This is a genomic window from Pseudarthrobacter phenanthrenivorans Sphe3 (genome assembly GCF_000189535.1).
GTDB lineage: Bacteria > Actinomycetota > Actinomycetes > Actinomycetales > Micrococcaceae > Arthrobacter > Arthrobacter phenanthrenivorans.
In genome coordinates this window covers 3,067,924-3,084,523 of record NC_015145.1, presented here as the reverse complement: position 1 = coordinate 3,084,523, position 16,600 = coordinate 3,067,924, and the positions used below count along the sequence as shown (strand labels likewise).

Annotated in this window: 17 protein-coding genes, 1 tRNA gene and 1 pseudogene; 11 read left to right on the top strand and 8 right to left on the bottom strand. The window is 66.3% G+C overall.

Going from position 1 to position 16,600, the window contains the following annotated elements:
- The first annotated feature begins 6 nt into the window (after positions 1 to 6).
- The gene (gene htpX / locus ASPHE3_RS14340) at positions 7 to 876 is read left to right on the top strand and encodes a zinc metalloprotease HtpX (RefSeq protein WP_013601910.1); all 870 of its coding nucleotides are present in this window, start codon (positions 7 to 9) and stop codon (positions 874 to 876) included.
- Positions 877 to 1,023: 147 nt separating this feature from the next.
- Here the strand turns inward: htpX and ASPHE3_RS14335 are convergent, their stop codons facing one another.
- Positions 1,024 to 1,515 (bottom strand): YajQ family cyclic di-GMP-binding protein, encoded by a 492-nt coding sequence (locus ASPHE3_RS14335; RefSeq protein ID WP_013601909.1) that lies wholly within the window; start codon positions 1,513 to 1,515, stop codon positions 1,024 to 1,026.
- A gap of 184 nt (positions 1,516 to 1,699) precedes the next feature.
- Between ASPHE3_RS14335 and ASPHE3_RS14330 the strand changes: the two genes are divergently transcribed.
- From ASPHE3_RS14330 to ASPHE3_RS14320, 3 genes are all read left to right on the top strand, one after another.
- The gene (locus ASPHE3_RS14330; RefSeq protein ID WP_013601908.1) at positions 1,700 to 1,954 is read left to right on the top strand and encodes a hypothetical protein; all 255 of its coding nucleotides are present in this window, start codon (positions 1,700 to 1,702) and stop codon (positions 1,952 to 1,954) included.
- Positions 1,955 to 2,122: 168 nt separating this feature from the next.
- Positions 2,123 to 2,204: transfer RNA gene (locus tag ASPHE3_RS14325), tRNA-Tyr, on the top strand.
- A 254-nt stretch (positions 2,205 to 2,458) separates the two neighbouring features.
- Positions 2,459 to 2,890 (top strand): CBS domain-containing protein, encoded by a 432-nt coding sequence (locus ASPHE3_RS14320; protein ID WP_013601907.1) that lies wholly within the window; start codon positions 2,459 to 2,461, stop codon positions 2,888 to 2,890.
- Between the two features lie 176 nt (positions 2,891 to 3,066).
- On the opposite strand, the gene ASPHE3_RS14315 is transcribed toward ASPHE3_RS14320, so the two are convergent.
- Both ASPHE3_RS14315 and ASPHE3_RS14310 read right to left on the bottom strand, forming a co-directional pair.
- Entirely contained in the window at positions 3,067 to 4,053 is a 987-nt protein-coding gene (locus tag ASPHE3_RS14315; RefSeq protein WP_013601906.1) for a LysM peptidoglycan-binding domain-containing protein, read from the bottom strand.
- Positions 4,054 to 4,405: 352 nt separating this feature from the next.
- Positions 4,406 to 5,138: pseudogene (locus tag ASPHE3_RS14310) on the bottom strand (potassium channel family protein).
- A gap of 68 nt (positions 5,139 to 5,206) precedes the next feature.
- Between ASPHE3_RS14310 and ASPHE3_RS14305 the strand changes: the two are divergent.
- Positions 5,207 to 5,755 carry an acyl-CoA thioesterase gene (locus ASPHE3_RS14305; protein WP_013601904.1) on the top strand — a complete coding sequence of 183 codons (549 nt, stop codon included), beginning with the start codon at positions 5,207 to 5,209 and terminating at the stop codon, positions 5,753 to 5,755.
- A 4-nt stretch (positions 5,756 to 5,759) separates the two neighbouring features.
- Here the strand turns inward: ASPHE3_RS14305 and ASPHE3_RS14300 are convergent, their stop codons facing one another.
- The gene (locus tag ASPHE3_RS14300) at positions 5,760 to 6,557 is read right to left on the bottom strand and encodes an ABC transporter permease subunit (protein WP_013601903.1); all 798 of its coding nucleotides are present in this window, start codon (positions 6,555 to 6,557) and stop codon (positions 5,760 to 5,762) included.
- Positions 6,554 to 7,477, bottom strand: a complete 924-nt coding sequence (locus ASPHE3_RS14295; protein ID WP_041652987.1) for an ABC transporter ATP-binding protein — start codon at positions 7,475 to 7,477, stop codon at positions 6,554 to 6,556. Before ASPHE3_RS14295 ends, ASPHE3_RS14300 begins: the two co-directional genes overlap by 4 nt.
- A 160-nt stretch (positions 7,478 to 7,637) precedes the next feature.
- Here ASPHE3_RS14295 and ASPHE3_RS14290 point away from each other — a divergent pair, with 160 nt between their 5' ends.
- Positions 7,638 to 8,057, top strand: a complete 420-nt coding sequence (locus tag ASPHE3_RS14290; RefSeq protein ID WP_013601901.1) for a thioredoxin family protein — start codon at positions 7,638 to 7,640, stop codon at positions 8,055 to 8,057.
- 111 nt (positions 8,058 to 8,168) lie between these two features.
- On the opposite strand, the gene ASPHE3_RS14285 is transcribed toward ASPHE3_RS14290, so the two are convergent.
- Positions 8,169 to 8,447, bottom strand: coding sequence for a putative quinol monooxygenase (locus ASPHE3_RS14285; RefSeq protein ID WP_013601900.1), 279 nt, complete (start codon positions 8,445 to 8,447; stop codon positions 8,169 to 8,171).
- A 112-nt stretch (positions 8,448 to 8,559) separates the two neighbouring features.
- Here ASPHE3_RS14285 and ASPHE3_RS14280 point away from each other — a divergent pair, with 112 nt between their 5' ends.
- On the top strand, positions 8,560 to 10,236 hold the full coding sequence (locus ASPHE3_RS14280; protein ID WP_013601899.1) for an AMP-binding protein: 1,677 nt from the start codon (positions 8,560 to 8,562) through the stop codon (positions 10,234 to 10,236).
- 9 nt (positions 10,237 to 10,245) lie between these two features.
- Here ASPHE3_RS14280 and ASPHE3_RS14275 read toward each other — a convergent pair whose 3' ends face one another.
- Positions 10,246 to 11,229: a DNA-3-methyladenine glycosylase family protein gene (locus tag ASPHE3_RS14275; protein ID WP_013601898.1), complete on the bottom strand. Its 984-nt coding sequence runs from the start codon at positions 11,227 to 11,229 to the stop codon at positions 10,246 to 10,248.
- 164 nt (positions 11,230 to 11,393) lie between these two features.
- Here ASPHE3_RS14275 and ASPHE3_RS14270 point away from each other — a divergent pair, with 164 nt between their 5' ends.
- The 4 genes from ASPHE3_RS14270 to ASPHE3_RS14255 all read left to right on the top strand — a co-directional run bounded on the left by ASPHE3_RS14270 (position 11,394) and on the right by ASPHE3_RS14255 (position 15,309).
- Positions 11,394 to 11,801, top strand: a complete 408-nt coding sequence (locus ASPHE3_RS14270) for a VOC family protein (protein WP_013601897.1) — start codon at positions 11,394 to 11,396, stop codon at positions 11,799 to 11,801.
- Between the two features lie 77 nt (positions 11,802 to 11,878).
- Positions 11,879 to 13,264, top strand: coding sequence for a cystathionine beta-synthase (locus tag ASPHE3_RS14265; RefSeq protein ID WP_013601896.1), 1,386 nt, complete (start codon positions 11,879 to 11,881; stop codon positions 13,262 to 13,264).
- A 39-nt stretch (positions 13,265 to 13,303) separates the two neighbouring features.
- Complete coding sequence (locus ASPHE3_RS14260) at positions 13,304 to 14,467, top strand: cystathionine gamma-synthase (RefSeq protein WP_013601895.1); 1,164 nt, start codon at positions 13,304 to 13,306, stop codon at positions 14,465 to 14,467.
- A 74-nt stretch (positions 14,468 to 14,541) separates the two neighbouring features.
- On the top strand, positions 14,542 to 15,309 hold the full coding sequence (locus tag ASPHE3_RS14255) for an SDR family oxidoreductase (protein ID WP_013601894.1): 768 nt from the start codon (positions 14,542 to 14,544) through the stop codon (positions 15,307 to 15,309).
- A gap of 80 nt (positions 15,310 to 15,389) precedes the next feature.
- On the opposite strand, the gene ASPHE3_RS14250 is transcribed toward ASPHE3_RS14255, so the two are convergent.
- The gene (locus ASPHE3_RS14250; protein ID WP_013601893.1) at positions 15,390 to 16,595 is read right to left on the bottom strand and encodes an acyl-CoA dehydrogenase family protein; all 1,206 of its coding nucleotides are present in this window, start codon (positions 16,593 to 16,595) and stop codon (positions 15,390 to 15,392) included.
- Positions 16,596 to 16,600 lie beyond the last annotated feature (5 nt).

The following is a 16,600-nucleotide window of genomic DNA, read 5'->3' as shown; positions in this document are numbered from 1 at the left end:
GGAGACGTGCACAGACACTACAACGGGCTCAAGACGGCGGCACTCTTCGGTGTGTTGTGGGCGGTGCTGCTGGGCCTCGGGGCGCTGATCGGCACCAGCACCCGCAGCTCTGCACCCATCTGGATCATGGCGCTGGTGGGTGTAGCCACCACAGCCTACGGTTACTGGAACAGCGACAAGATCGCCATCCGGGCCATGGCTGCGTACCCGGTGAGTGAAGCGGAGGCGCCGCAGCTGTACCAGATCGTCCGGGAGCTGTCCGTCCGGGCCAACCAGCCCATGCCCCGCATTTACCTCTCGCCCACCATGAACCCGAACGCCTTCGCCACCGGCCGCAATCCCCGCAACGCGGCGGTCTGCTGCACTGAAGGGATCCTGCGGCTCCTGGACGCCCGCGAGCTCCGGGGTGTCCTGGGGCACGAACTCATGCACGTCTATAACCGCGACATCCTCACCTCGTCTGTAGCTGCCGCCGTCGCGGGCGTGATTACCTCGGTGGGCCAGATGCTGCTCTTCTTCGGCGGCGGGGACCGGCGCAACTCCAATCCGCTGGCCATGATCGCCATGGCGCTGCTCGCCCCTTTCGCGGCGTCCCTGATCCAGCTCGCCATTTCGCGGACGCGGGAGTACGACGCCGACGAGGACGGTTCGCAGCTGACGGGCGATCCGCTGGCGCTCGCCTCAGCCCTGGCCAAGATTGAGCGCGGAGTGAGCGTGGCGCCGCTTCCGCCGGACCAGCGGCTGGTCAACGCCTCGCACCTGATGATCGCGAACCCGTTCCGCGGAGGCGCGATGAACAAACTCTTTGCCACTCATCCCCCCATGCGGGACCGGATTTCCCGGTTGGAGCGGATGGCGGGCCGGCCGCTCAGCTGATGCCAGGTTCTCCCGCCTGCGGAGCCTCCGACGCACAAATTCGAAGGCGACACGCATAAAGGGTGGCGCTACCCGGATATGGGGAGCGCCACCCTTTATGCGTAGCGGGAATACTTTTGTGCGTCGAAAACCGACGGCGGGGGACGGCTAGCTGCGGAAGTTCACAAACTGCAGGTCGGCTTCCTCGAAGTCCTTCAGCAGCGCCATGGTGGCCTGCAGGTCATCGCGGGACTTGGAGGACACGCGCAGTTCGTCGCCCTGGATCTGCGACTTCACGGACTTGGGGGCTTCGTCCCGGATGAGCTTGTTGATCTTCTTGGCCAGGTCCTGGGCGATGCCCTCCTTGATGGAAGCCTCCAGGCGGAATTCCTTGCCCGATGCGTAGGGTTCGCCGGCGTCCAGCGACTTCAGCGAGATGCCGCGGCGGATCAGCTTGGACTGGAGCACGTCCAGGACAGCCAGGACGCGTTCCTCCGAGTTGGCCTTCATCAGGATCTTCTCGCCGCTGAAGTCCACCTCGGCGCCGACGCCCTTGAAGTCGTAGCGCTGCGCCAGCTCCTTCTGTGCCTGGTTCAGCGCGTTGGCCACTTCCTGCTTGTCCACTTTGCTTACGACGTCGAACGTTGACTCGCCTGCCATGACTCTCCTTCTGCTGCTGGGAGCCCCGCGCGAAGACAGGGCCTGATCACTGCATTCCAGCCTAATACGGATACCGGCCCGGGTGGGGTCCCGGATTCACAGTTCCCTCCCAGCAGACGCTCCGCCGGAACGAAGGGAGTTCGGGGAGAGTTGTACGTGTTGGAAACCGCTTGAAGGGAACACCATGCGCCGCAAGGCCGTACGTTATGTCCATCGCACCAGCTCGGCGGCGGCCGGGAAAGTCGCCACGGCAGCTTCGTCGGTGGCGGCGGCAGCGGTGGCGGCCTCCATTGTTTTTGCTCCGGTGGCTGATGCAACATCCCGGATGGAAGGCGTCAAAGAGGATCTGCTGCGGGCCGTCCAGCTGAACCAGATCACCGAGGAGCAGGCGGTGAAGTTCGAAGCCCGGCTCGCCGGCAGGATCCTGGGCGAGGCCTGACCCAGTCACTTTTTCCCGCCATTTCAAGGGTTTTTCCGGCTCGCGCCGCCCGATTCGATTCTTCGGCGGAAGTTCTGTAAAGTTGTCTTGCCCGCGGTTACTGGAAGCGGAACGGACCGGAAACGGACGTTCTGAACACTGCATCGGCGGGTACTTCTTTTGAAGTTCGGCAGATTACCCGAGCGGCCAAAGGGGGCTGACTGTAAATCAGCTGGCAACGCCTACGGGGGTTCGAATCCCTCATCTGCCACCCAAGGAAAGCCTCCGGAACCTCCAGGTTCCGGAGGCTTTTTCGTGCCGTGAAACCGGCTCCCGCACTCCCGTTACGGGCTTGTTCGCAGATCCGGCCCTTGAACATTCCGATCCGCGAAGAAGGCCAGGAATCCAGCACGCGATCCGGCGCCCGGGCCGTCGACATCGGCTGCAGCACGGGCGTAGTCTGGCAGCATCGGCGCATGTGCCCCGATGCCCTGCGTCGATCAAAGAATCGATAAAGGAGGATCAATGAGTGCCGTACGTGAATTCATGACGACGGACGCACAGTGTATTAGGGAAAACCAGTCACTTGCAGATGCAGCCAGGATGATGCTGGACCTGGACTGCGGATCGTTGCCCATCTGCGGTGACGACGGCAAGCTGCACGGCATGATCACCGACCGTGACATCGTGCTCAAGTGCGTGGCCGCGGGCCGGGATCCCCGCGACATGATGGCCCGCGAACTCGCTTCGGGCAAACCCTACTGGATCGATGCCGACGCGAACGTTGACGCCGCCATCGAAATGATGGAAACCCACCAGGTCCGCAGGCTCCCCGTGATCGCCGACCACAAACTGGTGGGCATCATCAGCCAGGGGGACATCGCCCGCAATTACTCCGAACAGCGGGTGGGTGAACTCGTAGAACACATCTCGGAACGCAAGCGGATGAACGCCTGACCAACAGTTCCGCACCAGGAACTTCCGCTATGGGAATTCCCTCCAACCAGCGCCACGGGGTCCCCTCCGTGGCGTTACTTATGTCCAATCATGGCCTTGTCCGCGGTTCCCTGCCTTGAAGGCTAGGAACCGCGGACAAGCGAAGGAGACTGCCCATCCCCGGGCAGCCGGGCCGGTCAGTTCAACGCGATCAGGAGCATCTGGCTGGTGCCCGGGATGCAGGTCTGCAGGATTGCGCGCGGGAAGCCGCCGAACACGTTGAGGACGTCGTTGGTGGTTCCCGGGTTGGGCACCTGTCCCCGCGCCGACACGGTGTAGGTTCCGTATCCCGGGAGGCTCACGGTTTCACCCACGCCAATGCCGGAGAACCGGGCCCAGCCGCCGCAGAAATCGTGCTCGGTGATGAAGAGCGAGTAGCCGTCGTTGGGGGTGTAGTGGATGGGGCCGATGCACGCGTCAACCATGGACTGCCCGCCGGCACCAGCGACGTAAATGGTGCGGACTGCGGGGGCTGCCGGAACGAGGGCGGGGGCAGGGGCCGGAGCTGCAGCTGGGGCTGCGGCCTGGGGCGGTGCCGCCGCTGTTTCCGGAGCGGGGGAGACGGCTGGTCCGGCAACAGCCGGTCCCGTCAGCACCAGCGTCTGCCCGGGAAGGATGATGCTGTAGGGGCTTAGTCCGTTGGCGGCAAGCATGGCATTCATGTCCACGCCGTGGCTGGCTGCGATGGCTCCCACGGTATCCCCGGGGACCACCGTGTACAGGTTGGCGTCCCCAACAGGGGCCGGCGCAGGCTCGGGGGCAGGCGCCGGTGCGGCCGGTTCGGGAGCGGGTGCCGGTTCAGCCGGGGGTGCCGGGGCGTCGGCGGCAGGCGCAGCGGCTCCGGAAGCGGCCTCGGCTGCGGGCTGTCCGGCTGCTGCGGCGTCCGCAGCTCCAGGCAACGCCGCGCCCGCAACCTGGCCAACCGCCGTCGTGCCCTGGTTGAGGGAGGCAGGCGGCGCGGCCAGGGCGCCGATCCCCACCGCCGCAACCACGGCGGCAGTGGCCATTCCTGCCCACAGCTTGTTGCTGACGGCCGGCCGTGCAGTGGTCAGCCCGGTGCGGGGTTCGTCGGTGGCGAAGCTCCTGCTGGCAGCTTCGGGGGTTGAGAGGTATGGCTGGTTCATGGGTAGCCCATCACGTTCGGTCCGGGCAGGCCGGAGCGACTGCTCCGGCAGGCAGGACGGATCAAGGAAATGCGCCGGCCGCCCGGTGCACTACCGGGGCAGCCCAAGAGGCGCGTGATGGAGGCATCCGCATACCCAGAAAATACGGAGGCTCCGCGAGGAGGCAGGACCCCCGGGAAGCCAACCAGGGGGACCGCCGGCACGTGTTCGGTCCTAGGAATCCCGAGTCTAGGAAGCGGCCGCCGCAGGCGGCACCAGTAGGAATTACCCGAATATTTGGTGCGGACACTCGGTAGCGCTGGAGAGGCTACTCAATCGGCCGCGGCCCGGTACTTGCCTGGGCGGCAAGGAACTACAGCGGGCGTTGCTCCCTGAGTTCTGCGATCTCGCGCCGCAGTGAGGCGATTTCAGCCACCAGCCCGGACATTTCGGCCCGGACCGGTTCCTCGGCCTCGGCCACGGCTTCGGCGGTATCCTCCACCCGCTGGACCAGCCAGGAGGCAATGGATGCCGTGACCACACCCAGGACGGCGATGCCGCTCATCATCAGGGCGGCCGCAACCATCCGGCCGATGGGCGTCACGGGGTACATGTCACCGTAGCCAACGGTGGTGATGGTGGTCATGGCCCACCACAATGCGTCGCCGAAGGTCACGATCTTCGCGTCCGGTGCCGACTGCTCCACGTCCAGGACAGCAAGGGCTCCGACGAACACCAGCATCGCGGCCGAGCCCACCACATAGGTCACCACGCGGCCGCGCAGCGTGTCGCCCAGGGTCCGGTGCAACACGGACAGCAGCGTCACCAGCCGCAGGAGGCGCAGCGGACGGAAGAACGGCAGGGCCACGATCACCAGTTCATGCAGGTTCCGGACAAACCACACGCCCCGGTCCCGGGCCAGCCACAGGTTTGCGACGTAGTCCACCGCAAAGATGCCCCAGGTGGCCCACATGACGGCTTTCCAGCCACAGGGCTGAACTGCCTTCGATCCGGCCGATGACCTGCCACGCGTAGGCTCCCAGGAAGACGAGTGCAGTGGCCGTCAGCGGCCAGTCCGCCAGGTCCCGGTAGCGTTGTTGCGTCATGCAGGAAATCCTACTGGCAGCCTCGCGGCGGCCGGCCCGGCAATGTTACTGGCGGGTAGCATAAGGGGATGCACCTGCTCCTGAGAACCCTCGTGATGTTGTTCCGCTCCTCGCGCCGCCCGCCGCTGACCGTCTGGGACAGCTCCTCGCTCCCGCTGCGGGTCCTCCCCACGGACATCGATATAGCCATGCACGTCAACAACGGCATGTACCTCTCCCTTATGGATCTGGGCCGGTTCGACCTGATGGTACGCAGCGGCGTGTGGCAGCGGATGCGCCGCCGGGGCTGGGGGCCGGTGGTGGCCGCGGAAACCATCGCCTTCCGCAAATCCCTTCAGCTGTGGCAGCACTACACCATCGAGACCCGCATCATTGGCCTGGACGCCAAGGCCATCTTCTTTGAACAGCGGATAGTGGCCGACGGCGAGATTTATGCACGTGCCTACATCGCCACCCGCCTGGTGGCCAAGGGGCGGCCTGTCAGCCAGGAGGAGATCCTGCGCGAGTTCGGGGAACCGCCCGCGGACATGGTGCTCCCCGCATGGATCCACGAGTGGCGGGCTTCCAGCGCTTTGCCCGGCAGCAGGACGCCTGCCCCGCACGCCTGGAGCCTCTAATCCGCTAGGTTCCCACGTCGCGCCGGTCCAGGGCGACGGCGGCCAGTGCCACGAGTGCCACCGAGAGGCCCCACAACCATGCTGCAGCGCCCCAGTCCGCTCCGTTGGACACCGGTGAGTTGCCGTACGCCCAGTGGTAGGGACTGAGGTCCAGCAGCCACTCCACATCCTCGCTCTGCCGCCCCACGGCGTTGAACACGTACCCGAGGACGGCAACCGCTGCGCCGGCTGCAAGACCGTAGGTACGTCGGCCGGTGATGGAACCGACGCACAGGGCCATGGTTCCGCTCAGGAGGGCAAGCCCGGCAAAGAGGACGGTGGCGCCCAGCAGGTTGTCCAGCTCAATATCCAGTTGCGCGGGGCCGTTCAGCAACCAGACCAGGGCACAGACCACGACAGCCAGCAGCACTATGCACAGCAGCAAGGCCAGGGCCCGTTCCAGCACCACCTGGATCCGCCGCACCCCGTGGGCCAGGGTCAATTCAAGTTGGCCGGATTCCTCGTCCCCGCCAACGGCCGCGGCGCCCCAGGAAACGGAGGCTATGGTCATGAGCAGGAAGCCGAGCAGCCCGAAAAGCGTGGCCTGCGTGTAGCCGGGGCCGGTGGCAATCTGGTCATAGTTGAGAGCCTTGGTCATTTCGGCCGGCAGGGCATCGATCATGCCCTGCATCTGGGCGCTGCCTCCGATGGACGGGTACAGCGGCAGGTAGAGGAAGATGGCCGCCGCCAGACCCACCGCCCAGCCCAGCGTGGAGCGCCAGGTGTCAAAGATCGCGCGGCGGAACAGGGGAAGTGTTTTCACCGGGTTTCCTCCCGCGGGCCGGAGTACATCTTCAGCACGGCCTCCTCAAGGTCCGGCTCTTCCAGGACGAGGTCCGTCAGCGGAAGGGTGGCAAGAATCCGGACCAGCGGCTGGATGGCGCCCTCGACGGTGGCGGACAGGGTGGCGTTGCCGTCGGACTCCAGCACCTCCACCTGCCCGACGCCGGGCACTCCGGACAGCCGCGCGACGGCGTCGTGCGCTGGTGTTCCGGAGGTGGTGAAGCGAACGTGGCGCACGGCGCCTTCGCGGAGCCCGCTGACGGACTCGACGGCGATGATCCGCCCGTCCCGGAGGATGGCCACCGTGTCAGCGGTCTGCTGGACCTCGCTCAGGACGTGCGAGCTGAGGAAGATGGTCTGCCCCCGGTGCCGCGCCTCCCGGACCATGGCGTGGAACTCCTGCTGGACCAGCGGGTCAAGGCCGCTGGTGGGCTCGTCGAGGACCAGCAGTTCGGGCTGGTGCATGAAGGCCTGGACCAGACCCAGTTTCTGCTTGTTGCCTTTGGACAGCTTGCGGGTGTGGCGGTCCAGGTCCAGACCCAGCCGCTCCGCCAGCTGATCCACGCGGCCGGGCGGCACGGGCCCGCTGATCGCCTCGTAGTTGGCCAGCAGCCTGCGACCCGTCACGCGGCCTTCCAGGAACAGCTCGCCCGGAAGGTAACCGATCCTCCGGCGCAGCTCCGGCCCGCCCGCACGCGGGTCCGTACCGAGCACCCGGACGGTCCCGCTGGTTGGGCGGATGATGTCCAGCAGGCAGCGCATCGTAGTGGTCTTACCCGCCCCATTAGGTCCAATCACGCCAAAAACGGAGCCTGCCTCCACCGCAAAGTCGACGCCGTGGAGGACTTCCCGGCGGCCGAACTTCTTGGTCAGTGACTGAACCACAACAGCGGTTGCCATCATCCCTCCCGGATCCGCGCGGACAGTGGCTGCTGACCCCTAGATTAGGTGCCGCCGGACCCGCTGTACATGCGCGGGCCGCCTTATTCCCAATGACGCGGGAAGCGAACAAGCGCCGGACGGGCGGGACATGGGCAGGCATGACGCGTACCGTGGTCACATGGCTACCCTTGACATCACAGGTGAACAGTTCGCATCCACGATTGAAGGCAACGATATTGTCCTGGTGGATTTCTGGGCGGAGTGGTGCGGTCCCTGCAAGCAGTTCGGTCCCACGTACTCAGCGGTTTCCGAAAAGCACCCGGATGTCCTCTTCACCAAGGTGGACACCGAGGCGGAGCAGCAGCTCGCCGCGGAGGCCGGCATTTCCTCCATCCCTACGCTGATGGCCTTCCGCGAAAAGGTGCTCGTGTTTTCGCAACCCGGAGCCCTGAACGCCCAGCAGCTCGAACAGGTGGTGGATGCCGTTAAGGCGCTGGACATGGAGGAAGTCCACGCCCATGTTGCACGGCAGCGTGAAGAAGCCGCGGCCGCCAGGCCCACGGGCCCGCAGGACGGCACCCAGATCCCTGATCTTTAAGACTCCCGGATCTCTAAGACTCCCTAAAACCACCGCGGGGTCACTTCCCGCCCGGAAACCTCGGTTTCACGGGCGGGAAGTGACCCCGCGTTGTTGTTGTGGGGGCGGACGCTAGAGCCGTTCCAGCTTCACGGGCTCGGCCAGCAGCGCACTCAGGGATTCGTTCAGGTCCTGGACGGCGATGCCCTTGGAGTGCTTGTCCAGGTCCTCTTCGGACGCCCACTGCTCGGTGAGGACCAGCTTCTCCTCGCTGGCCTCCGTCAATTCGTAGCGGATGCAGCCCGGCTCCTTCACCACCTCATCGATAGCTATTTCCAGGGCGAGCTTTACGCGGTGAAACTCGCCTTCGTTGGGGATGAACGTTGCCTGCAGGTCAATGGGTGAACTCATGGTTTTCACAATACCGGCACCGGTGGGAGGCCAAGGTTCTGTTGCGCCGCCCCTGCCGCGGCGTGCTTCCCAAGTGCTTTGATTGCCGGGAGCCGCTTGGTAGCGTGCCAGCATGCGCGCTTATACAGCCGGGGACACTGACGTCCCGCTGCTCGAGGAGACCATCGGCGGGAATTTCGAGCGGGTGGTGGCCCGGTTCCCCTTCCACGACGCGCTGATTGAGGCCGCGCCGGTCCCCGGCGGGGATGCCCGCCGCTGGAGCTACACCAAGATGAACGACGACGTGGACCGTTTGGCGCGGGCTCTTATCGCTGTGGGCGTGGCCAAAGGGGACCGCGTGGGTATCTGGAGCCCGAACTGCGCTGAGTGGACCCTCCTGCAATACGCCACGGCAAAGGCGGGGGCAATCCTGGTGAACGTGAACCCTGCGTACCGGCGGCATGAACTGCAGTTCGTGGTGAAGCAGAACGGCATGCGGTTGCTGGTTACGGCGCCCTCGGACCGCACCAGCGACTATGTGGGGATGGCCCGGGAGGCACTTGCCGGCTGCCCCGACCTGCGCGGGCTGGTCTTCCTGCCGGCACCCGCCGAAGAGGGGTTCGACGCCGGCGTCCCCCTCAGTGATGCGGAGCTGACGTACGCTGAGCTGCTTCGGCGGGCCGACGCCGTCGGGCATTCCTCGCTGAAGGCCCGCATGGCTGAACTGTCACCGCACGACCCCATCAACCTGCAGTACACCTCCGGGACCACCGGCTTCCCCAAGGGTGCCACGCTCACGCACCGCAACATCCTGAACAACGGCTTCTCGATTGGGGAGCTGCTGCGCTACACGGAGCACGACCGGGTGGTCATCCCGGTCCCGTTCTATCACTGTTTCGGCATGGTGATAGGGAACCTGAACGCCCTGAGCCATGGTGCTGCCACCATCATCCCCGGCCGCGGATTCAACCCCGCCGCCGCCCTCGAGGCGGTCCAGGACTTCGGTGGCACATCCTTGTATGGAGTGCCCACCATGTTCATCGCCGAACTCGCGCTGCCCGACTTCGCCTCCTATGACCTGTCCACGCTCCGGACCGGTGTAATGGCCGGCTCCCCGTGTCCTGTCGAGGTGATGAACCGGGTCATTTCCGAGATGAACATGAAAGACGTGGCAATTTGCTATGGCATGACCGAAACGTCGCCGGTATCCACCATGACCCGGCACGGTGACACGCTGCGGCAACGCACGGAAACGGTAGGCCGCGCCATGCCGCACCTCGAAAGCAAAGTTGTGGATCCAGCCTCCGGCGAGGTCCTGGAACGGGGGCAGATCGGGGAGTTGTGCACCCGGGGGTACGCCGTGATGGCGGGGTACTGGAACCAGCCGGACAAGACCATTGAGGCCATCGACCCTGACGGATGGATGCACACCGGCGACCTCGCCCGGATGGACGGGGACGGCTACGTGGTGATTGAAGGACGGATCAAGGACATGGTGATCCGCGGCGGCGAGAACATCTACCCGCGGGAAATCGAGGAGTTCCTGTATACGCACCCGTCCGTCCAGGATGTGCAGGTCATCGGGGTTCCGGACGCGACATACGGGGAGGAACTGATGGCCTGCATCATCCTGAAGCCGGGCGCCGAGCCGCTGGATCAGGCTGCTGTTGCCGGCTTCTGCCGCGGCAAACTGGCCCATTACAAGATCCCGCGTTACGTCGAGGTCCGGGACAGCTTCCCCATGACGGTTTCGGGGAAAATCCGGAAAGTGGAGATGCGCGAGCAGGCGGTGGCGCGGCTGGGGCTTTGAACTGCGATGTCAGTGCCGGCGGTGGTCCTGGATGGTCATCCGTGGACCGAACGTCGGCTTGCGGAAACCGGTGCTCTGGATCATCCGGACAACGCGCTGCCGGTGGCCCCGCCACGGTTCCAGCAGCCGCAGCATTCCCGCGTCATCCGTGCGGCGTCCGGTGAGCGCCGCGCCCACATAGGCGGCCAGGTGGTAATCGCCCACCGAAATCGAGTCAGGGCAGCCGTGCGTGCGCTGCACAACCTCTGCCGCAGTCCACACGCCGATACCCGGGACCACCTGCATTTTCTCCGCGGCCTCCAGCGCGGGCAGTGCGGCCAGCCGTTCAAGCGCGACGGCGGAGCGCAGCATCCGCATGACGGTGGCCGAACGCTGGGGCCCCACGCCCGCCTTGTGCCACTCCCAGCTCGGGATCCGTGCCCAGGCCTCGGCCGTGGGCGGAAGCATCAGGCCTGCGGGGGCGGCGATTCCCGCCTGCGGTGCGGGAGACCCATAGCGGTGCACCAGATAGCGATAGGCCCTGCGGGCCTCGATCACTGTCACCTTCTGTTCAAGGATGATCGGGACAAGCTGGTCAATCATCCGGCCGGTGGAAGGAAGCCGGAGGGCCAGGCTGCGCCGCCGCGCCTCCCGGACCATATGGGGGAGGGTGGCCTGGAACTCCGGCTGGTCAAAGCCCTGCCAGTCGTCGTCGGCCCCCAGGAGCCGCGGCGCGGAGCCCACCGCCGCAGCGGCACCGGGACCCCACCCCTGGACGTCCACCCGGAACTCCAGGTCCCCCGTGCCGGCGGGGCTGAGGCGCAGGGTAGCCGGCCCGTGCGCCGTCGTAAAAGCAACCCAGACCACGCCGCCCTGGTAGCTGAAGGACGGGTCACTGGTGCCGCGCAGGAGCGGTCCCAAAGTCCGCCCGAGATCATAGGGGCCGCCCGGATACCAGCGGAGCGAGGCGTCCGCCGCGGCAGCGAGCCGGGCGGGAACCTCTGCAATCGTCATGCAGCCATCGTCCCACGGGCCGCCGACAATCAGGGGTTTCCGCCATCCCCGGCCCCCGGACGCACGTCCGAAAGTCCCTTATCCAGCCGGCACGTACGGGACTAGACTCCACCGTGTGGTGCGGAACCACCGTGCCGAAAGCTCGAAAGACCAGGAGGCAAACCATGGGTGGAGTAGTGCATTTCGAGATTCCCGCTGACGACCAGGAGCGGGCCAGGAAGTTCTACCAGGAGGCCCTCGGGTGGCGGATCGAACCCGTCCCGGGCATGGACTACAACATGGTCATCACCACCGCCATGGACGAGGCAACCGGCCAGCCCACAACCCCGGGAGCCATCAACGGGGGCATGATGGCCCGGGATGGTGAGGTCCGGAATCCGGTGATCACCGTGGACGTCCCTGACATCGACGCCACCCTCAAAACTGTGGAACAGCTCGGCGGATCAGTTGTCATGGCCAAGAGCGAAATCCCCCAGATGGGCTACTACGCCTACTTCAAGGACTCCGAAGGCAACATCATGGGCCTCTGGGAGAACCTGCCCGCAGAACACCAGGCCCAGACGGCCGGGTAAGGCCGGGCCGGTGCTCCGGGCGGCGACGGGCGCCTGAGGGAAGGTGCCGGGAGCGCGGAAGCGGTAGCTTTGTACTCATGAAGTACGCCCAGTCCATCCTGGACCTCATCGGCAATACCCCGCTCATCAAACTCAACCACGTGACGGACGGCGTCAAGGCCACAGTCCTGGTGAAACTGGAGTACTTGAACCCCGGCGGATCCATCAAGGACCGCATCGCGGCCAAGATGATCGAGGATGCCGAGCGCGAGGGCAAGCTGCAGCCCGGCGGCACCATCGTGGAGCCGACCTCCGGCAACACCGGCGTTGGGCTGGCGCTGGTGGCCCAGCAAAAGGGCTACAAATGCGTCTTCGTGGTGCCGGACAAAGTGGGCGAGGACAAGCGCGCAGTCCTGCAGGCGTACGGTGCCGAAGTGGTAGTTACCCCTACCGCCGTGCCCCCGGACAGCCCGCAGAGCTACTACGGCGTTTCGGACCGGATCGTGCGGGAAACCCCGGGTGCGTACAAGCCGGACCAGTTCTCAAACCCGGCGGCACCCAAGAGCCACTACCAGACCACCGGCCCGGAGATCTGGCGCGATACCGACGGCAAGGTCACGCACTGCGTGATCGGCGCCGGCACCGGCGGCACCATCACCGGCACGGGCCGGTTCCTCAAGGAGGCCTCGGCCGGCAGGCCGGAGTCCGACGGCGGCGTGGTCCGGATCATCGCAGCCGACCCCGAGGGTTCGGTCTACTCCGGCGGAACCGGCCGGCCCTACTTCGTTGAGGGCGTGGGCGAGGACATGTGGCCCGCCAACTACGACAAGTCGGTGCCGGACCAGGTGATCGCCGTCAGCGACGCCGATTCCTTCGCGATGACCCGGCGCCTGGCCAGGGAGGAAGGACTCCTGGTGGGCGGCTCCTCAGGCATGGCTGTAGCAGCCGCCCTGAAAGCCGCGCGGGACCTGCCGGAAAGTGCCGTCGTCGTCGTTATCCTGCCGGACTCCGGACGCGGCTACCTGGCCAAGATCTTCAACGACCAGTGGATGCGCTCCTACGGCTTCCTGTCCGGCGGCGAGGAGACCTCGGTGGGTGAGGTCATCAAATCCAAGAACGGCGAACTGCCGGACCTGGTCCACATCCACCCCAACGAGTCCGTGCGCGACGTCATCAACATCATGAACGAGTACGGCGTCAGCCACATCCCGGTCCTCTCCCAGGAGCCGCCGGTGGTCATGGGCGAGGTGCTGGGCGCGGTGGATGAGCGCAGCCTCACGGCCAAGCTGTTCCGCGGCGAAGCCAAGCTCACGGACAAGATCTCCGAACACATGGGCCCCAAGCTGCCCGTCATCGGTTCGCTGGAAACCATCTCGGCCGCCAGGGAGCTGCTCTCGGACGTGGACACCGTCATGGTCACGTTCGTGGGCGCCCCCATCGGCATCCTCACCCGGCACGACCTCCTGGCCTACCTCAGCAACTGACCCGCTTCACCCAGACCTGCTCACCCGTAAAGGAGCACCATGTCCGCCTCGCACACCCAAGGTTTCAACACCCGCGCCGTCCACGCCGGCCAGGCCTTCGAGCCCCGCACCGGCGCGGTGGTGCCGCCCCTGCACTTCAGTTCCACCTATGCCCAGGACGGCATCGGCGGGCTGCGCGCCGGGTATGAGTACGGCCGCGGCGGCAACCCCACCCGGGACGCCCTGCAGGAACAGCTCGCCGCGCTCGAGGGCGGGACACACGCCTACAGCTTCAGCTCCGGCCTGGCAGCGGAGGACTCACTCATCCGCGCCCTGACCCGGCCCGGGGACCACATCGTTCTCGGCAACGACGCCTACGGCGGGACCTACCGGCTGATCAGCCGCGTCCTGGGCGGCTGGGGGATCGGCAACACCCCCGTGGACATGGCAGACCTGGACGCCGTCCGCACGGCAGTGGCCGCCAACAAGACCAGGTTCGTGTGGGTGGAAACCCCGTCCAACCCGCTGATGAAGATCACCGACATCGCGGCGCTCGCGGAGGTAGCGCACGACGCCGGGGCCCTCCTGGTGGTGGACAACACCTTCGCATCGCCCTACCTGCAGACCCCGCTCGCCCTGGGTGCCGACGTCGTGGTCCACTCGACCACCAAGTACATTGGCGGGCATTCGGACGTGGTGGGCGGCGCCGTCGTGGTTAAGGACGCCGACCTGGCGGAGAAGATCGGCTTCGTGCAGTTCGCAGTAGGTGCCGTCTCCGGCCCCATGGACGCCTTCCTCACCACCCGTGGGCTGAAGACGCTCGGGGTGCGGATGGACCGGCACAGCCTCAATGGCCAGGCCGTGGCGGAGTGGCTGCTGGAACGCCCGGAAGTGGAAGCTGTCCTGTACCCGGGCCTGCCGTCCCACCCGGGCCACGAGCTGGCAAAGAGGCAGATGCGGAGCTTTGGCGGCATGGTCTCGGTGCAGTTCAAGGGCGGCGAGGCGGCTGCGCGGAAGGTGGCCGAATCGACCTCAGTGTTCACGCTGGCGGAGTCGCTCGGCGGCATCGAGTCGCTGATGAACTACCCGTCGGAGATGACCCACGCCTCGGTCAAGGGCACCGAACTCGCCGTTCCGGTGAACCTGCTGCGCCTGTCCTGCGGGATCGAGGATGTGGAGGACCTGGTGGCGGACCTGGAGCAGGCGTTCAACACGCTGCCCTAGGGTCCGCCCGCGTTCCCGGAGCCTGCGGTGCGGGGCGTTCCGGCTCGATGCCAGGCCGCTATTAGGCTGGTCCCATGGAATCTCCGCACGCAGCCGTCCGCAAGGCCGCCCTGGTGACCGGCGCCGGAAGGCTTGCCTCCATCGGGGCAGGCATTGCCCGGCACCTTGCTGCCGAGGGCTGGGACCTGGTGCTGGCTTACTGGCACGACTACGATGCCCGGATGCCCTGGGGAAGCGAGCCGGACGACGTCGTACGCCTGACCGCCGAGCTTGAAGCGATTGGTGCTCAGGTGCATCCGCTGGCGGCAGACCTGCAGGACCCGGCGGCGGCCGACCGGCTCGTGGCTGAGGCGGTACGCCTGGCCGGTCCGCTGCAGGGCATGGTCCTCAGCCATGCGGAATCGGTGGACTCAGGCGTGCTGGACACCAGCCTGGAATCCTTCGAGCGGCACTTCGCCGTGAACACCCGCGCGAGCTGGCAGCTGATTGCCGCGTTTGCCCGGCAGGCAACGGACGACGGCGGCGCGATCGTTGCGCTGACCAGTGACCACACGGCGTTCAACCTTCCCTACGGCGCCTCCAAGGGTGCGCTGGACCGGATCGTGATCGCGGCCGCCCGGGAACTGGGACCGCAGGGGATCTCGGCGAACGTGCTGAACCCGGGCCCGGTGGACACGGGCTGGATGACCGACGAGGTACGGGAAACGCTGACCGCCCAGCAGCCGGGCGGGCGGCTGGGCACTCCGGCGGACGTTGCAGGGACTGTGGCGTTCCTGCTCTCACCCGCCGGACGCTGGGTCTCCGGCCAGCTGATCAAGTCCGACGGCGGCTTCTCGGCCTGACCCAACTAGGTAGCGCTAAGTGTCGTTTTGGGGCTCCAAAGTGACACTTAGCGCTACCTAGTTGGGAGGGGAGGCCGAGGTCAGCGGAACGCGTTGAGGCCCGTGATGTGCCGGCCCAGGACAAGGGTATGGACCTCGTCCGTGCCCTCATAGGTCCGGACCGATTCCAGGTTGGCCGCATGGCGCAGCGGGGAATAGTCCAGCGTGATGCCGTTTCCGCCGAGGATCGAGCGGGCCTCCCGGGCAATCGCAAGGGCTTCCCGGACGTTGTTCAGCTTGCCCAGCGAAATCTGCTCGGGCCGCAGCTTTCCGGCGTCCTTGAGGCGTCCCAGGTGCAACGCGAGGAGCGTCCCCTTCTGGATTTCCAGCAGCATGTTGACCAGCTTCTCCTGGGTCAGCTGGTATCCGGCCAGCGGCTTGCCGAACTGCAGCCGCTCCTGCGAATAGGCCAGGGCGGCCTCATACGAGTCCCTGGCTGCGCCCATCGCACCCCAGGCAATGCCGTACCTGGCTTCGTTCAAGCAGGTGAACGGGCCGCGCAGGCCCCGGGCAGCCGGCAGCAGCGCCTCGGGACCCAGCCGGACGTCGTCGAACACCACATCGCACTGGATGGAGGCCCGCATGGACAGCTTCTGCGGGATCGGGACGGCTGTGACCCCGGGTGTGCCGGCCGGCACCAGGAAGCCGTGCACGCCGTCGTCGGTCGCTGCCCAGACCACCATCACCCCGGCCACTGAAGCGAGGCCGATCCAGCGTTTGGTACCGTTCAGCACCCAGCCTGCCTCCTCGCCTGGCCCGTCGCGCCAGGCAAGGGTGGCCATGGCTGAGGGATCGGATCCGGCTGTAGGCTCGGTCAGCGCGAAGCAGCCGATGATTTCACCGGCGGCCATCCGGGGGAGCCACTCCTGTTTCTGGTCCTCTGAGCCCCATGTGTGGATCGCCGTCATCGCCAGCGAGCCCTGCACGGAAACAAACGTGCGGATTCCGGAGTCGCCGGCTTCCAGTTCCATTGCCGCCAGCCCGTATTCGACGGCGGAGCGGCCCGGGCAGCCATAGCCTTCCAGGTGCATGCCGAGCACCCCCAGCTCGCCCAGTTCCTGCGCGAGTTCCAGGGGGAAGACGGCGTCGTCATACCAGCGCGCGATGCCCGGCTTGATCCGCTGGTGGGTGAAATCGCGGACCCTCTGCCGGGTGTTCAGCTCGTCCGTGCTCAACAGGCTGTCCAGCGCCAGGATGTCGGAAGGATCGGCGTCGAATTCCGCCCGCGCTTCAGGGGCATTGCTCATGGAAG

Bases quoted from the DNA above. Each gene is read 5' to 3' on its own strand.
- ASPHE3_RS14335 (WP_013601909.1), bottom strand. From the start codon at position 1,515: ATGGCAGGCGAGTCAACGTTCGACGTCGTAAGCAAAGTGGACAAGCAG.
- ASPHE3_RS14330 (WP_013601908.1), top strand. From the start codon at position 1,700: ATGCGCCGCAAGGCCGTACGTTATGTCCATCGCACCAGCTCGGCGGCG.
- ASPHE3_RS14320 (WP_013601907.1), top strand. From the start codon at position 2,459: ATGAGTGCCGTACGTGAATTCATGACGACGGACGCACAGTGTATTAGG.
- ASPHE3_RS14315 (WP_013601906.1), bottom strand. From the start codon at position 4,053: ATGAACCAGCCATACCTCTCAACCCCCGAAGCTGCCAGCAGGAGCTTC.
- ASPHE3_RS14305 (WP_013601904.1), top strand. From the start codon at position 5,207: ATGCACCTGCTCCTGAGAACCCTCGTGATGTTGTTCCGCTCCTCGCGC.
- ASPHE3_RS14295 (WP_041652987.1), bottom strand. From the start codon at position 7,477: ATGGCAACCGCTGTTGTGGTTCAGTCACTGACCAAGAAGTTCGGCCGC.
- ASPHE3_RS14290 (WP_013601901.1), top strand. From the start codon at position 7,638: ATGGCTACCCTTGACATCACAGGTGAACAGTTCGCATCCACGATTGAA.
- ASPHE3_RS14285 (WP_013601900.1), bottom strand. From the start codon at position 8,447: ATGAGTTCACCCATTGACCTGCAGGCAACGTTCATCCCCAACGAAGGC.
- ASPHE3_RS14280 (WP_013601899.1), top strand. From the start codon at position 8,560: ATGCGCGCTTATACAGCCGGGGACACTGACGTCCCGCTGCTCGAGGAG.
- ASPHE3_RS14275 (WP_013601898.1), bottom strand. From the start codon at position 11,229: ATGACGATTGCAGAGGTTCCCGCCCGGCTCGCTGCCGCGGCGGACGCC.
- ASPHE3_RS14270 (WP_013601897.1), top strand. From the start codon at position 11,394: ATGGGTGGAGTAGTGCATTTCGAGATTCCCGCTGACGACCAGGAGCGG.
- ASPHE3_RS14265 (WP_013601896.1), top strand. From the start codon at position 11,879: ATGAAGTACGCCCAGTCCATCCTGGACCTCATCGGCAATACCCCGCTC.
- ASPHE3_RS14260 (WP_013601895.1), top strand. From the start codon at position 13,304: ATGTCCGCCTCGCACACCCAAGGTTTCAACACCCGCGCCGTCCACGCC.
- ASPHE3_RS14255 (WP_013601894.1), top strand. From the start codon at position 14,542: ATGGAATCTCCGCACGCAGCCGTCCGCAAGGCCGCCCTGGTGACCGGC.
- ASPHE3_RS14250 (WP_013601893.1), bottom strand. From the start codon at position 16,595: ATGAGCAATGCCCCTGAAGCGCGGGCGGAATTCGACGCCGATCCTTCC.